The 14,625-nt window shown below is 70.5% G+C and carries 12 protein-coding genes; 6 read left to right on the top strand and 6 right to left on the bottom strand.

What is annotated here, in order from left to right; translation table 11 throughout:
- From FL311_RS31870 to FL311_RS31850, 5 genes are all read right to left on the bottom strand, one after another.
- The coding region (locus tag FL311_RS31870; RefSeq protein ID WP_141331115.1) for an ABC transporter permease at positions 1-1,324 on the bottom strand (1,324 nt) is incomplete at its 3' end.
- Entirely contained in the window at positions 1,321-2,295 is a 975-nt protein-coding gene (locus tag FL311_RS31865) for an ABC transporter ATP-binding protein (protein ID WP_141331113.1), read from the bottom strand. The genes FL311_RS31870 and FL311_RS31865, both read right to left, overlap by 4 nt.
- Positions 2,292-4,058 carry a hypothetical protein gene (locus FL311_RS31860; RefSeq protein WP_141331111.1) on the bottom strand — a complete coding sequence of 589 codons (1,767 nt, stop codon included), beginning with the start codon at positions 4,056-4,058 and terminating at the stop codon, positions 2,292-2,294. Before FL311_RS31860 ends, FL311_RS31865 begins: the two co-directional genes overlap by 4 nt.
- Positions 4,051-5,049, bottom strand: a complete 999-nt coding sequence (locus FL311_RS31855) for a MoxR family ATPase (RefSeq protein WP_194869443.1) — start codon at positions 5,047-5,049, stop codon at positions 4,051-4,053. Before FL311_RS31855 ends, FL311_RS31860 begins: the two co-directional genes overlap by 8 nt.
- Positions 5,050-5,069: 20 nt before the next feature.
- Positions 5,070-6,689, bottom strand: a complete 1,620-nt coding sequence (locus tag FL311_RS31850; RefSeq protein WP_141331109.1) for a hypothetical protein — start codon at positions 6,687-6,689, stop codon at positions 5,070-5,072.
- A gap of 240 nt (positions 6,690-6,929) precedes the next feature.
- On the opposite strand from FL311_RS31850, the gene FL311_RS31845 reads away from it, so the two are divergent.
- The 6 genes from FL311_RS31845 to FL311_RS31815 all read left to right on the top strand — a co-directional run bounded on the left by FL311_RS31845 (position 6,930) and on the right by FL311_RS31815 (position 13,861).
- Positions 6,930-8,897, top strand: a complete 1,968-nt coding sequence (locus FL311_RS31845) for an alpha-amylase family glycosyl hydrolase (protein ID WP_141331107.1) — start codon at positions 6,930-6,932, stop codon at positions 8,895-8,897.
- A 1,681-nt stretch (positions 8,898-10,578) separates the two neighbouring features.
- A complete protein-coding gene (locus FL311_RS31835; RefSeq protein WP_228557211.1) occupies positions 10,579-11,355 on the top strand; it encodes an AraC family transcriptional regulator in 777 nt (258 codons plus the stop codon).
- Positions 11,356-11,405: 50 nt separating this feature from the next.
- Entirely contained in the window at positions 11,406-11,888 is a 483-nt protein-coding gene (locus FL311_RS31830) for a DoxX family membrane protein (protein ID WP_141331101.1), read from the top strand.
- Positions 11,889-11,900: 12 nt separating this feature from the next.
- Positions 11,901-12,896 carry an aldo/keto reductase family protein gene (locus FL311_RS31825; protein ID WP_141331099.1) on the top strand — a complete coding sequence of 332 codons (996 nt, stop codon included), beginning with the start codon at positions 11,901-11,903 and terminating at the stop codon, positions 12,894-12,896.
- 112 nt (positions 12,897-13,008) lie between these two features.
- Positions 13,009-13,299: a hypothetical protein gene (locus tag FL311_RS31820; protein ID WP_046716308.1), complete on the top strand. Its 291-nt coding sequence runs from the start codon at positions 13,009-13,011 to the stop codon at positions 13,297-13,299.
- A 100-nt stretch (positions 13,300-13,399) separates the two neighbouring features.
- On the top strand, positions 13,400-13,861 hold the full coding sequence (locus FL311_RS31815) for a hypothetical protein (protein WP_141331097.1): 462 nt from the start codon (positions 13,400-13,402) through the stop codon (positions 13,859-13,861).
- 10 nt (positions 13,862-13,871) lie between these two features.
- Here FL311_RS31815 and FL311_RS31810 read toward each other — a convergent pair whose 3' ends face one another.
- The gene (locus FL311_RS31810) at positions 13,872-14,294 is read right to left on the bottom strand and encodes a hypothetical protein (protein ID WP_141331095.1); all 423 of its coding nucleotides are present in this window, start codon (positions 14,292-14,294) and stop codon (positions 13,872-13,874) included.
- Positions 14,295-14,625: the final 331 nt, after the last annotated feature.

The following is a 14,625-nucleotide window of genomic DNA, read 5'->3' as shown; positions in this document are numbered from 1 at the left end:
CCACCACCTCCGCGAAGAGCGGCGGCAGGCCCGCGGCCACCCCCACCGTCGCCACGAAGAGCAGCCGCACCGCCGCGGGCGAGGAGAACCGGTCCGACTTCGACATCCGCCCCAACAGCAACGCCAGCGACAGGTAGAGGACCGAGTACGCCGGCATCACCGCCATCACCATGCGGAACGGCTCGCTGCGCGACGAGGTGTGCTCGGAGAAGAGCGCCGCCAGGAACCACGCGACGTTCCAGCCCACCAACAGCAACACCGCCAGCCGGAAGCCCCGCAGCGCGCCCGGCCGCATCAGCGACCAGGGGCCCGTGTCCGCTCGCAGCGCGCGCGCCTGTCCATCCACGTCCGAGGCCATGAACAGGCTCACCAGCGTCAGGTGCACCGTCCCCAGCGTGGCGAACACCTCCGTCACCACGTGCTTCCTGTCATCCACCCACCAGAGCACCAGGCCCGCGAGCAGGGCCACCCCCATCTGCGCCGCCACCGCCCGACGCGGGCCGCGCGTGTAGCCCTCCGTGGACAAGGACAGCCGCGACGCGGCCACCTCGAACAACAGCCACCCGTCCAGGAGCATCAACCCCAGACAGATGCTCATCGCGAGCAACACCCCGTCCGTGTGCAGCAGCCGGTCCGCCGCGTCCGTCAGCGCGCTGGCGATGCCGAGCGCCATCGCGAACGCGAGGCCCAACGCGCCCAGCACCACGAAGTGCACCAGGCCCCGCCCCATCCGGCTGTCCGCCAGCGTCGCCGCGCACACCGCCACCACCGTGAGGAACACGAGCCACGCCGCGCTCAACCCCAACACCACCAGGATGGTCGGCAGCGCGATGCCGTTGAGGTAGTAGCTGAAGAGCAGGAAGGGCCCCACCGCCGAGGCATACAGCGCCGCCTGCACCAGGAACGACAGCACCTTGCCGCGCAGAATCTTCCGAGGCCCCAGCCCCGTGAGCACCAGCAGCACCCACGTGTCGTCCTCGCGCTCCCGCGCCAGCGAGCGGTACGCGCTGTACGGAATCACGAAGAAGTGCACCACCGACAGGCACACGAAGAACGCGAAGAAGTACGTCTGCCCGAACTGGGAGAACGCCGCGTCCCGCGTCTGCACGAAGGCCACCAGCGCCAGCACCACGCACGACAGCAGCATCAACCCGAAGCACGCCCAGAAGATGCGCGTGCGGAAGCCCTGACGGACCTCCTTCACCACCAGCGGGTTGAGCCGGTCCCCCCACCGCGCCTGGAAGCCGCCGCCGCTCGCGGACACCGCGCCACCGGTCGGCTCCGCCACGGGCACCCTCGAGGTCGTCTCCATGGGCGCGCTCACGCGAGCCTCCCCTTCGTCACCGTCATGAAGGCATCCTCGAGGTTGCGCTCGCGCATGCCGAACGCGCACACCGGCAGGCCCGCCGTCACCAGCACCGCCAGGAGCGCCGCCGACGCCACGTCCGCGCCCGTGCCGGGCTCCAGCTCCAGACTCACCCGCAGGGACTCACCCTCCTTCGACACCCGCGACACCCGGGGCTGCTCCAACAGGAGCCGCTCCGCGCGCGACCACGCACCTTCCGCCTCCGGCCCTGTCGCCAGGCGCACCGTCAGCTCCACCGAGGCGAGGTTCGTGTCCTGCTGGAGCAGGTCCTCCACCTTGCCCGTGGCCAGCAGGCGCCCCTGCTCGATGATGGCGCACGTGTCGCAGATCTCGGCCAGCTCCGTGAGGATGTGGCTGGAGATGATGACCGCCTTGCCCTGGTCCGCCAGCGCCCGCAGCAGCTCGCGCAGCTCGATGCGCGCCCGGGGGTCCAGGCCATCCGCCGGCTCGTCCAACAAGAGCAGCTGGGGGTCGTGCAACAGCGTGCGCCCCAACGCCACGCGCTGCCGCATGCCCTTGGACAGCGCGGTGGTGAGCTTGTCCGCGAGCGGCCCCAGGCCCGTGAAGCCCATCACCGACTCCACGCGCTGGCGCCGCTTCGCGCCCGTCAGCCCATAGGCGCGCGCGAAGAAGTCCAGGAACTCGAAGACGGTGACGTCGTCATAGGTGCCGTACCGGTCCGGCATGTAGCCGATGAGCGGCCGCACCTTGTCCGGCGTGTCCACCAGCGAGTGGCCCCCGAGCAGCACCTCGCCGGACGTGGGCGCGTCCAGCGTCGCGAGGATGCGCAGCGTGGTGCTCTTGCCCGCGCCGTTCGGACCGATGAACCCCAGGATGCTGCCCGCCTCCAGTTGGAAGGACACGTCATCCACCGCCCGCAGGGCGCCGTAGTCGCGCCTGAGGCCCTTCACCTCCAGCAACGCGCTCATGGCCTCACCTCGCCCCGAATCAGATGCACGCTCGCCTCCACCTCCGCGCTCAAGGCGCTGGTGGGCAGCGGGCCCGGGCCACTCGTGCGCACGACGAACTCGTTGTCCTTCAGCTCCCTGCGGAAGAGCGGCAGCGCGGCCTGCAGGCGGTACTGGGCCGAGGAGGGCATGCCCACCTCCACCAGGGTGTCCGCCGCGTTGGCCTGCGAGGGCCCCGGGTCCGGCTCCGCGGCCCCCAGCGCGCCCTCCTCGCCATCCGCCAGCCGGGGCAGCCGGCGCACCTGACCGTTCCAGCGCAGGACGCCTTCCTCCACGACGACGCCCAGCGCGTTCTGGACCTTGGGCTCTGCGCCCGTCTCCACCAGCACCAGTCGGGCGCGCGAGGGGACCACCGCGAGCTCTCCCCACTCGCGATAGGTGCGCGGTGGCAGGAAGCCATCTCCCACGGTGAGCCCGCCCGTCCAGTCCAGGTCGGCCATCAGGTCCTCCGTGTCGTGCGGAGCGATGAGCACGCTCGATGAGGGCAGGCGCAGCGGCTCGGGTGACAGGTTCGCGTACCAGCCCGACAACCCCACCGTCACCGCGCGGGCCCGGGCGCCATCCAGGTACGTCAGGCTGTAGCGCGCCGTGTGCACCGCGAAGCCATCCACCAGCACGGACCAGGCGATGAGCACCAGGCACGTCACCAGCGACACGGCGGGCACCGCGATGAGCACCGCCACAGGGCCCCGGCGCTTCGTCAGCCACCAGGCCCCGGGCCCCACCAGCAGCGCGAACGCCGTCATCAGGAGCAGGAACGGCCCCACCGGCGCGCGGGCGGTGCCCAGCAGCGGCGCCTCGTCGTCACCGAACGACACCTTCGCGGCCCACCGCGAGCGCAGCCCCTGCGGACGCGTCTTGCCCCGGTTGTCGTCCGTGAGGGTCGACAGCTCCGACTGAATCTTGTGCCGACACGTGGCCGCGGAGTTGTCGCAGGTCCACACGCCGCCGAAGGCGTAGGGCCCGTCCTGGAGCGGGACGGACTGGAGCAGTTGCAGCCGCTCGCGCAGGTCCCTCGGAGGGTTGGCGACGACGAGCCGACCTCCCGACAGCGCATAGGACTCCAGCACGGCCCACACGTCCGCGGGGACCTTCGTCGCCGTCTCGGTGAGGACCACCATCTCGAAGCCCGCGTAGGCCGCCAGCTCGCGCGGCGCCTCTTGCGCGTCGATGAAGCGCACGGAGAACAGCGGGTCCTCCTGCTCGGGCGTCTTGGACAGGCCCGTGGCGGCCTCGAAGGACTCGCTGTTGCCCACCACCAGCACGGGCTCGAAGCGGTCGTTGTCGGGGAACAGGTGCTCGGTGATGGGTGGCAGACCCGGGACCTCGACCGTCAACACTCCGGAGTGCCAGGCCACGGGCGCCATCAGCCAGGTGACCAGCCGCTGTCGAGGCGCCAGCTCCACGGTGCGCACGACGGAGTGCGTGACATCGCCGTAGGAGGGTCGGAAGGACAGGTGCACCGGGTGCGGCTGGGCGTCGCCGTTGTGGAGGGTCACCTCCGCCGCCCAGTAGCCGCGCTGGGGCTTGAGCGAGCCCCGGCGCACCGTGACGCGCAGGTAGTCCTGGGCGAGCGAGTCCACCGACCCGCTCGCATCGCGGTAGCCCACGGGCGCCTTCACGGCCGTGGCGGCGGTGGCGACGTCCACGGGAGCGGCCGCCTCGACGACCGGCGGTGGGGTCCCCAGGAGCAGCCACACCGACAACACCACGACGCTAGTCACGCGGCACCTCGGGCACGGCCTGCAGCAGCGCGCCCACCACGTCCGACGCGGACACCTTCTCCAGCGAGGCCTCGTACGCGAGCACCAGCCGGTGGTTGAGCGCGGCGGGGGCGGCGGCCACCACGTCGTCGAAGCCGACGTTGGGCCGGCCCTGCATCAAGGCCCGAGCGCGACCGGCCGCCGCGAGCGCGAGCGCGGCGCGGGGGCTCGCGCCATAACGCACGAAGCGGCGGACGGCCTCGGGCGCGGAGGCCTGGCGCGGGTCGCTCGCCTCCACCAGCCGCCCGATGAAGTCCGCCACCGGGCCGGGCAGGTGGACGCGGTCCACGGCGGAGAACAGGCGCGCGAGCCCCTCCGCGTCGAGCACGGCGGACAGCTCCGGCGGCGCGCCGCGCACGCGCGTGGTGAGCAGCGCGCGCAGCGTCTTCGCGCCCACGGGGGGCACCTGGATACGGAAGAGGAAGCGGTCGAGCTGCGCCTCGGGCAGGGGATAGGTGCCCTCCAGCTCGATGGGGTTCTGCGTGGCGAGCACGAAGAACGGGTCCGGCAGCGAGCGCGTGTGGCCGAGCACCGTCACGCGGCGCTCCTGCATGGCCTCCAGCAGCGCGGCCTGCGTCTTCGGGCTGGAGCGGTTGATTTCATCCGCGAGCACGAGGCTGGCGAACAGCGGGCCCTCGCGGAAGACGAAGTCGCGGCGGCCCTCGCCCTCCAGCACATAGGTGCCGGTGATGTCGCCGGGCAGGAGGTCCGGGGTGAACTGGATGCGGCGGAAGGGCAGCGCGAGCAGCTTCGCCAGCGACTTGCACAGCTCCGTCTTGCCCAGGCCGGGCAGGCCCTCGAGCAGCACGTGTCCGCGCGCGAGCACCGCCATGACGACCTGCTCGACGACGGTCTGCTGGTCCAGCATGACGGTGTCGAGCCGGGCCTTGAGCTGGTTCGCCACCTCCGCCGCCCCCTGCGCCTCGGCGGGACTGAGAAGTTCCGCTGCCACGTGTGTTCTCCCCTTCCGGACTACTCTCCACCAAAGTACCGCTTCACGAGGTCGCGGTTGCGCGGCAGCAGCGGCTGTCCGCCGGTCCCCACCGCCGCGTCGCCCTGAGCGCTGGTCCCCTGACCGCGCGCCGCGCCCCGGGCCCCCGTGCCTCGCCGAGGGTCCGCCGCCTCGAGCCCCCACAGCTCACCGGCCTCGCCGCCGTGTCCCTCCGGGAGCGGCTCGAACGCGAGCCGGTCCGGGTCCATCTCCGCCGCGCCCCCGAAGACGAGCGGATTCGAGCCGCCCCCTTCCGAGGGAGCCCCCGAGCCCGCGCCCTGGCGCACCGCACGGCTCGCGTGGCCCTGGCTGTTGCCGCGCCCGCCGCCCTGGCCTTCGCCACCCTCCTGCCCCTCGCCGCCTTCCTGCCCTTCACCGCCCTCCTGCCCCTCGCCGCCTTGTCCCTGGCCCGCTTGCTGGCGATTGCCTTCCTGCCGCCCGCTCGAGCCTTGTCGAGGACGCGAGCGTTGACTGCGGGCCTGCGCGCCCTGCCCCTCACGCGGCTCGAAGCGCTGGGCGAGCGACTGCCTTCGACGCTCCAGCGACTGGCGCAGTTCCGAGATCTGGTCCACCGAACCGGAGGACAGGGCGCGCGCCTGTTCCTGGCGCGAAGCGCCCTGCTGACCTTCGCTCGGATTGCCGCCTTGCTGTCCCGCGTTCGCCTGGCCCTGCTCGCCGCCCTGTTGCCCCGAGTTCGACGCGCCCTGCTCGCCGCCCTGTTGTCCGGAGTTCGAGGCGCCCTGCTCCGAGCCCTGCTGCCCGTTCTCGGAGCCCTCTTGCGCCGAGCCCTCCGCGCCCGCGGACTGGAGCGCCATGAGCGCGCGCTCGAGAGCCTCGCGCTCACGGGACGCGGACTCCGCGCCCCCCGCGGCGCCCAGGGCCTCCTCCAATTCACGCGCGGCCTCGGAGGCCTGGGCCAGCTCGGCGGCGGCCTCGGCGGCGCGCTCGGCGAGTCGACGCTCCATCGAGTCGGCGGCCTCCCAGTCACCTGAGTCGAAGCGGCCCGAAGCCACTTCCTCGGACAGCCGACGCAGCTCGTCCTCCACGGCCTCGCCCAGGGGCTCCTCGCGGGCCAGGGCCTCGGCCTGTGCCTTCACCGCGTCCACCTTCGCCGCGGCGGCGGCATGGACACCCCGGGACGCGCGCGGTGCGGGCAACGGCATCAGGAAGCCGATGAGGGCGAACACCAGCGCGCCGACGAGGGCCGCCACGGGGCGCTGCCACTTCAGCTGCGGAGGCTTCACCTCGCGGGCGAGCTGATTGACGGAGAGCTCCCACTCCCCCACGGGGCGCTCCAGCCGGGTGAGCAGCAACCCGCCCGCGTTGGCCGAGCGGTCCGCGAGCACGGCCGCATGCTCGAGCGAGACATGGCGCGCGCGGGCACGTCGCCACCACCACGCGAGGCCCGCGAGCACGAGCGGCGGCAGGGCCCAGACGCACTGCTGGCGCAACAGGAGCCGGGCCAGCACGCAGGCGGTGCTGGTGGCCCAGAGGGGAGCCAGGCCCGCCTCCGCCCACGCGAGGGCATTGAGGCGTCGCTGGACGCGGCGCACCGGAGCAAGCACCAGAGCCTGGAGGCGGCGTTCTTCGCTGGCGGCCATGAGGAAGAACCAGTGTCGGACACTCGGGGTGCCCGGACAAGCCGCTCGGTGTCGAGCGTCGGCGAGGGCAGGTGGGCGGCGTTCGTGTCGACCTGAACGGTCGCCTGCTCTCGAAGGACGGGAAAACACCCAGGCACTGCCCTGAACTGAACGGGGGGCGGCAAGGTGGGCTTTGCCCTGGATGCGGCGCGCTGTCGGAATGCGGCGCATCGCGAAGCATCCGCTTTCCGGGGGGAATCCATGTCGACGCGAGAGGCGAAATCGAACGAGGTGCGCCAGCCGCGCAAGGACTTCAGCGAGACGGCGTGCAGGGCCCGAGGCAACGAGGTGTCACGGCGCACCGCGCGCTCGCGCTCGGCGCCAGAGTTGTTCGGACCGGCGGAGCAGCTCCAGGTCCCGGGCGAGCTCACGGCGTTCGTTCCGATGGAGGCACAGCCGGAGCCGTCCTGGCGTCCGGGCATGGGCGTGATTCCGTACGACGGCGGCGCGACGTTCCGCGTGTGGGCGCCGCATGCGCAGCGCGTGCAGGTGGTGGGGGACTTCAGCCACTGGCACGCGGTGGAGCTGGCGCGTGAGCCCTCGGGCAACTTCTCCCGGGACATCCAGGGGGCGTACAACGGACAGCAGTACCAGTACATCGTGCAGGGCCGTTACGGCGACTGGCGCTGGCGCAACGACCCGAGGGCCGCGGACGTCACGCACTCCACGGGCAACAGCGTCATCCTGGACCACCGTGACTTCGTGTGGCGGTACGACGGGCACTTCCAGATGCCCGCGCGGCACGAGGCGGTCATCTACGAGCTGCACATCGGCACGTTCCACGACTCACCGGGCTGGGGGCCGGGGCACTGGTTGAGCGCCATCGACAAGCTCGACTACCTGCGGGATTTGGGCGTGAACCTGGTGGAGCTGATGCCCTCGGCGGAGTTCGCGGGGGACTTCTCGTGGGGCTACAACCCGACGTTCCCGTTCGCGCCGGAGAGCACCTATGGCGCGCCGAACGACTTGAAGCGCTTCGTGGACGAGGCGCACCGGCGCGGCATCGGCGTCATCATGGACGTGGTCTACAACCACCTGGGGCCCAGTGACTTGCCGCACTGGGACTTCGATGGAGAGACGTTCGGACGCGGAGGCGTGTACTTCTACGCGGACTGGCGCGCGAGCACGCCGTGGGGAGACACCCGGCCGGACTACGGGCGTCACGAGGTGCGCGACTACCTGCGTGACAACGCGCTGATGTGGCTGCGCGAGTACCACATGGATGGCTTGCGCGTGGACGCGACGAAGGAGATTCGCACCACGAGCGGCGTGGACAATCCGGCGGGATGGGACTTGCTGCGCTCGATTACAGAGGCGGTGAAGCGCGAGTTCCCGTGGAAGCTGCTCATCGCGGAGGACATGGCGGCGGACCCGGCGGTGACGCATCCGCAGGGGGCGGGGTTCGACGCGCAGTGGGACGCGGCGTTCGTGCACCCGGTGCGCGCCGCGCTCACCGCGCCGTTCGACGAGTGGCGGGATTTGAGCGCGGTCCGGGACGCGCTGTACTTCCGTTACAACGGCCAGTCGATGCAGCGGGTCATCTTCACGGAGAGCCACGACGAGGTGGCGAACGGCCGCAGCCGGTTGCCGACGGAGGTGTCGCCGTACAATCCCGGAGACGTGCTGGCGAAGAAGAAGGCGCTGCTGGGCGCGGCGCTGACGCTGACGGCGCCGGGGATTCCAATGTTGTTCATGGGGCAGGAGTTCCTGGAGGACGGGCACTTCGATGACGGGGACCCGCTGGACTGGAACAAGTCGGACTGGTTCGGGGGAATCCTCCAGGCGCATCGGGACCTCATCCGCCTGCGGCGCAACTGGCACGACACGAGCGCGGGGCTGCGGGGCGAGGGCGTCAACGTCTTCCACCTGAACCACGACGACAAGGTGCTCGCGTTCCACCGGTGGCAGCACGGTGGAGCGGGTGACGACGTGGTGGTCATCGTGAACCTGGGACACCGGACGTTCAGCGGGTACGAGCTGGGCCTGCCCTCGGATGGACTGTGGCGGGTGCGGTTCAACAGCGACTGGCAGGGCTACTCACCGGACTTCGGCGGCACGCACGTGCACGACTTCTGGAGCACGTGGGGAGAGCGGGACGGAATGCCCGCGCGCGGAGCCGTGTCCCTGGGCGCGTACAGCGCGGTGATTCTCTCCAGGGACCGCTGGTAGCTGGAAAGGTCACTCGCCCTGGCCCGTGAGAATGATTGATTTGCTTGCGCTACAAAACGGTAAGGCTCGACCGGAAACAGTTGCGGGAGACACCGCTCCACCTATAATGCCTTTCGCAAACGCACGATGTACTGGAGGGGATAGTGGCGCACCTTTCAAGGCCACACATCGCGCTCTCTCTCTTCACGAGTCTGCTTGCCATCCTCCCCGTCGCGGGAGCAATGCATTGCGAGTTCCTCGAAGGGGGATGCGGGGGCATCGGTGACGATGGCGGAGGCACCGGGGGAGGAGGAGGAGGTCCCGTGATCACCTTCTCCTGTCCTCCCGGGTACCGGGTCCACTGCAAGATTGTGCCCGGGAAGCCCATTGAGTGCGTTTGCAAGGAAACGACCGACGGCGGAACGCCCTAGCGGTGGTTGTCTGGGATGGGTGAGATGAAGGCCTCGAAGGTGGGGTTGGTAGCGTGTGCATTGAGCCTCAGCTTCCTGGTGGGCCTTGCATTGAGAGGTGGCGAGGACCTTCGGCCCTCTCACAATGGAGGCAGCACACCTTCCACCGACGCGCCAGACACAAACGGTCGTGACGGCGAGGGACAGTCTCGAGGTGGAGGACTCGCCCGACAGCGGACCGTGCTGGCGCAAACAGGCCTTGACGCATCACTCCAGCCCCCCAGGGCGGGCGAGAGCGGTCGAATTATCGCTGGCACCGCGTCCGACGCTGCCGAGAGGGCGCGAAGCCCCCATCCGGATGCAGGAATGCGGGCCGGGGTCCCGCAGGAGCCAGCACGGTCCGAACAACGGGGACCTGGCGCAGTATGCGCGACCAGTTCGGACTGCCCGGAGGGGCTCGGCTGTATCTTCGAGCCAACCCCGGGGCGCTTCTCCTGTCAGCCCTCGGAATGCAAACAAGACGCAGACTGCGCGGACGGCAAGGTCTGCCGCGTCGCCAGCGACATCACCTCGGGCGTGCCCATCCGACGCTGCCTGATTCCTGGCACCCAGCGAGAGGGCGGCGCATGCTTCGACATCTCCAGTGACAGCAGTGAGGTGTGCCGAGCAGGGCTCCTGTGCGTCAGAGGCCGGTGTGGCAAGCCCTGCGAGGAGAGCACCATCGGTAGCTGTCCGGTGGGGAGCACCTGCATCAGCACGGTGAATGGGGGGGGATGCCTGGCCACCTGCCGCGAAGGGCAGTGCCCCAATGGACAGGAATGTCTCGACCTGGGCGACGAGTCGCTCTGCGCCAACCGAGTTGGGGAGAACTGCCTCACCGGAGGGTGCGCGAAAGGGCAGGTCTGCGAGGTGACGCAACGAATGGACACCGTCATCTTCGAGTGCGCGAAGCGCTGCGACCCATTCCAGCCCGAAGGCTGCCTCCCGGGCTCCGTCTGCGGCGCCGGAGGCAACGGGCAGAGCCTCTGCTACCAAGGCTGTGACTTCACGGAGAACCCGTGCCCTCGCGGCTACGAGTGCTCCACCGTGACGGAAGATCTCCGGACCCTGGGTTGCCGCCGCGTTGGCCCCTGAGCGTGACCCATCCGCGTCCGTTTGACGCGGTGATAAGGTGCTCGGCACCACCTGGGCGCGTACAGCGCGGTGATTCTCTCCAGGGACCGCTGGTAGCCTGCGGGCGGATGCTGCTCGCCCGACCTCCTGACCTCGCGCCTCGCGCTCCGTGGCCGGACATGCCCCTGGTGGTGTGGCCGGCCGCGCTCGCCATGTGGGGCCCCGGGGACATGTCGTCGAAGCACGCCCACCACGCGATGCACCTCATGCTGTGCCGCATGGGCACGCTCTCCATCCGCGTGGACTCGGCCAGGAAGGACACGCGCGCGGCCGGAGTCCTCGTCGGTCCCGATGTCCCTCACGCGCTCGATGCCCGAGGCACGGAGGTCGTCCTCCTCTTCGTCGAGCCCGAGAGCCATGACGGTCTGCGCCTCCGCGCGTCCCTCACCGAATCCGTCCGACTCTTCGACGAGGCCGCGCGCGACGCCCTGCTCGCCAGTCTGCCGCGCGCGGGGCCCATTCCCCACGCGGACATCGGCCCGTGGATGGAGTCCGCGCTGGAAGCCCTCGCCGGCCCCAGCACCACCAGCGCCCCTCGCATGCACCCACGCGTGCGCAAGCTCCTGCGCCACCTACGCGCCGACCCCGCTCCCGAGGACACCTCCCTCGAAGCGCTCGCCGAGGTCGCCGGGCTCTCCTCCGGCCGCCTGATGCACGCCTTCACCGAGTCCACCGGCGTGCCCCTGCGCCCCTATCTCCTCTGGCTCCGACTCCAGCGCGCCGCCGGCGCCATCGCCTCCGGACGCACCGCCGGGGAGGCCGCGCACGCCGCCGGCTTCTCCGACTCCGCCCACCTGACGCGCACCTTCCGGCGCATGTTCGGCACCACGCCCTCCTTCCTCCAACGTCGCAGCCAGTTCGTTCAAGCCCAGGCCAGGGCCCCCGACGCATCTTGAGCAGCGTCAGGCCGGGACTCCTCCCGACCTTCCGAGCCAGGAGCCTCGCCGTGTCCTTCGCCCTCGTGCTGCTCTCGTTCTTCGCCCTCTTCCACCTGCCCCCGCTGCGCAGGCTGCCCGCGCTCTCCACCCCCGCGAGCCGCGCCGCCATGGCCGCGGGCCTCTTCTTCATCGGCGCCGGCGTCATGCACTTCCTCATGCCCGCGCGCTACGACGCGATGATTCCGCCGCAGCTCCCCTCACCCCGCTTCTGGACGCTCCTGTCCGGCGTGCTCGAAGTCGCAGGCGGCGTGGGCCTCCTCCTCCCGCGCACCCGAAAGCTCGCGGCACTCGGCCTCATCGCACTGCTCGTCGCCATCCTCCCCGCGAACCTCCACGAGGCCTCGGCCAACTCCGCCTCACACGTGCTGCCCTTCCCGGACTGGTACTTCTGGCTGCGCCTCCCCTTCCAGCTCGTCTACATCGCCTGGGTGGCGTGGGCCGGTGGACTGTTGCCCTCCCAAAGCCGTGCGAGGCGCGCCATGGCTGGTTAGGCTCGCCGCCCCATGAACTTCCGTCATCTTGGTCGCAGCGGTCTGGCCGTCAGTGAAATCTCCTTCGGCAACTGGCTCACGCACGGCTCCCAGGTGGAAGAAGAGGCCGCGCTCGCGTGCGTGAAGGCCGCGCAGGACGTGGGCATCACCACGTTCGACACCGCCGACGTCTACGCGAGCACCCGCGCCGAGTCCGTCCTCGGCCGAGCCCTCAAGGGCCAGCGCCGCGCCGGCTACGAGCTGTTCACCAAGGTCTACTGGCCCACCGGCCCCGGGAAGAACGACTGGGGCCTGTCGCGCAAGCACATCATGGAGTCCATCCACGGCTCGCTCACCCGCCTCCAGACGGACTACGTGGACCTCTATCAGGCCCACCGCTTCGACACCGCCACGCCGCTCGAGGAGACGATGCTCGCCTTCGCCGACATCGTCCGTCAGGGCAAGGCCCTCTACATCGGCGTCTCCGAGTGGACCGGCGAGCAGATCCGCCAGGGCGCGAAGCTCGCCCGCGAGCTGAAGATTCCCTTCGTCTCCAGCCAGCCCCAGTACTCCATGCTCTGGCGCGTCATCGAGGCAGACGTCATCCCCGCGTCCCTCGACGAGGGCCTCGGTCAGATTGTCTGGTCCCCCATGGCCATGGGCGTGCTCACCGGCAAGTACCTCCCCGGCAAGCCGCCGCCCGCGGGCAGCCGCGCCACCGACCCCACCGGCTCGCGATTCATCGCGCGCTTCCTCAAGGAGGACGTGCTCACCCGCGTGCAGAACCTCAAGCCGCTGGCGCAAGAGGCCGGCCTCACCATGGCCCAGCTCGCCGTCGCCTGGGTGCTCCAGAACAAGGGCGTCTCCTCCGCCATCATCGGCGCCTCCCGCCCCGAGCAGGTCCACGACACCGTGAAGGCCGCCGGCGTGAAGCTGGAGCCCGAGCTGATGCGCCGCATCGACGACGTGCTCGGCCCCGTCATCGAGCGCAACCCCGCCCTCACCGACGTGCCGGACCGCAAGATTTGAAGCCCCACGCGACGCGCCGGGTCTCCACGTGAGCCCGGCGTGCTCGCGCCGCTGCACCCCGTCGTCGCGCCGCCCTATACTCGCGCCCAGGTCCTTCTCCTGGAGGTGGCGTATGCGTTGGTTCGTAATCTCCGCAATCCTGTTCGCGTCGAGCGCGTCCGCGCAGACGCCCGAGTGCAAGGCGGCGAAGAAGGAGTACGTCGAGCGCGAGGGTCAGCTCACCACCCTGAAGCAGGCCCGCAAGGACATGCGCGAGGTGCTCGTCGCCGCCAAGAAGGGCCGCGCCCACAGCCGCGCGCTCGACGCGCTGGAGAAGGCCGACGACGCCATGGAGGACGCCGTCAAGCGCGCCACCTCCGAGCAGGCCCAGCGCGACAAGCTGACCAAGGAGATCTGCAAGTAGGCCCTCGACCCGGAGGCGCTTTTCGCCCCTGGGTTTCTTTTGCCTTTCGGCTGCGCGAAGGGGCTTTCAAGGGGCGAGCCACTCGGAGCATCTTCACTGCATGGATCCACTCTTCAAGGCCCAGGCCATCGGCATGCTGCTGCTCTGGATTCCGCTGCTCGCGGGGTTCTTCGTGGGCCGGTGGGTGTACCCGAAGCTGCTGCGCCTGCTCCCCGCCGTCCTGCCCCTCGCCCGCTCGCGCTCGTCGACCTTCATGACGCTCGTGAACGTCACCCTGTTCGCCACGGCCATGGTGCTCACCACGGGCATGCTCGCGGCGAAGACGCTCGTGTGGCTCCAGGGTCTGACCTTCCTGCCCGTCACGCCCACCGCCAACTGGGTGCGCGCCCTCTCCTGGCTCGCCGCCTTCTTCTGCGGCTACCACGCGGCGCCGCTGTTCGAGTACCCGGTCAAGCTGCGCCAGGAGCTCGAGAGCGAGGCCGCGTACCGCCGGAACTGGGAGGAGTACCGGCGCCGGCGCGACGCGCCGAAGCCGAGCGCGAAGTCGTCCTATCCCGAGTGACGCCAGGCGCTCAGCGCCGGCAGTCCGGATGCGCCGCCGCGTGGAGGCGCTCGTACTCCGCATGGGTGATGTCGCCCGCGAAGAGCGTCATCGCGACTTCGCCCCACGTCCCGCGCCAGTCGCCTGGCATCCGCAACGGATTGAAGCTCGACAGCATGCCGGGGGGCGGAGGAGGGGGCGTCATCATGAGATACGCGTCCCCCAGGTGGTGCGGCGGGAGCGCCCGCGCGAGCACGCGCCGCTGGAGCTCCTCGAAGGTGATGTCCCCGCGCTTGTACGCCGCCGAGTCCGCCAACGCCGCGGAGTAGTCCGCGCTGCCCTCGGGAATACGGGGGTCGCGCGTCGACGCATCGGGCTCCGGAGGCATGTGCGGCGGCCGGGGCGGCGGCGGGACGGAGCGCCAGGAATCGTCATCGGGCGGCTTGTTCGACATGCGGGAGTCCTCCAGGAGGAAGGCTCCCGACTGTCCCTCAAGTCCCCGCCGTCGGGGAAGTCTGTCGTCGCCGCGACGCTCCTCCTGCCCTCCGGGGACGTGCGAGTCCTTGCAAGGACTGACGCCGAACCCTTCACCTGTCCAACCGGCCACAGCCACCCGAGCCTCGGGCCTCGGCCCGCGCACGCGGTGGTTAGCTGCCCTCGACCACCCACCACCCGCCGAGGAGCCCCATGCGCTTGTGTCTGTCTTTGTCGAGCCTCGCCTGCGCCCTCTTCCTGTCCCTCACGGGAACCGCCCACGCCCAGAGCGCCGCGCCCCCACCCCCGGA

The sequence above is a fragment of the Myxococcus sp. AB025B genome (assembly GCF_006518215.1).
GTDB classification, from domain to species: Bacteria; Myxococcota; Myxococcia; order Myxococcales; family Myxococcaceae; genus Myxococcus; species Myxococcus fulvus.
This window is presented reverse-complemented; position numbering and strand designations above follow the sequence as displayed.

Coding starts and splice junctions, on each gene's coding strand:
- FL311_RS31865 (WP_141331113.1), bottom strand. CDS start 2,295: ATGAGCGCGTTGCTGGAGGTGAAGGGCCTCAGGCGCGACTACGGCGCC.
- FL311_RS31850 (WP_141331109.1), bottom strand. CDS start 6,689: ATGGCCGCCAGCGAAGAACGCCGCCTCCAGGCTCTGGTGCTTGCTCCG.
- FL311_RS31845 (WP_141331107.1), top strand. CDS start 6,930: ATGTCGACGCGAGAGGCGAAATCGAACGAGGTGCGCCAGCCGCGCAAG.
- FL311_RS31835 (WP_228557211.1), top strand. CDS start 10,579: ATGCCCCTGGTGGTGTGGCCGGCCGCGCTCGCCATGTGGGGCCCCGGG.
- FL311_RS31825 (WP_141331099.1), top strand. CDS start 11,901: ATGAACTTCCGTCATCTTGGTCGCAGCGGTCTGGCCGTCAGTGAAATC.
- FL311_RS31820 (WP_046716308.1), top strand. CDS start 13,009: ATGCGTTGGTTCGTAATCTCCGCAATCCTGTTCGCGTCGAGCGCGTCC.
- FL311_RS31815 (WP_141331097.1), top strand. CDS start 13,400: ATGGATCCACTCTTCAAGGCCCAGGCCATCGGCATGCTGCTGCTCTGG.
- FL311_RS31810 (WP_141331095.1), bottom strand. CDS start 14,294: ATGTCGAACAAGCCGCCCGATGACGATTCCTGGCGCTCCGTCCCGCCG.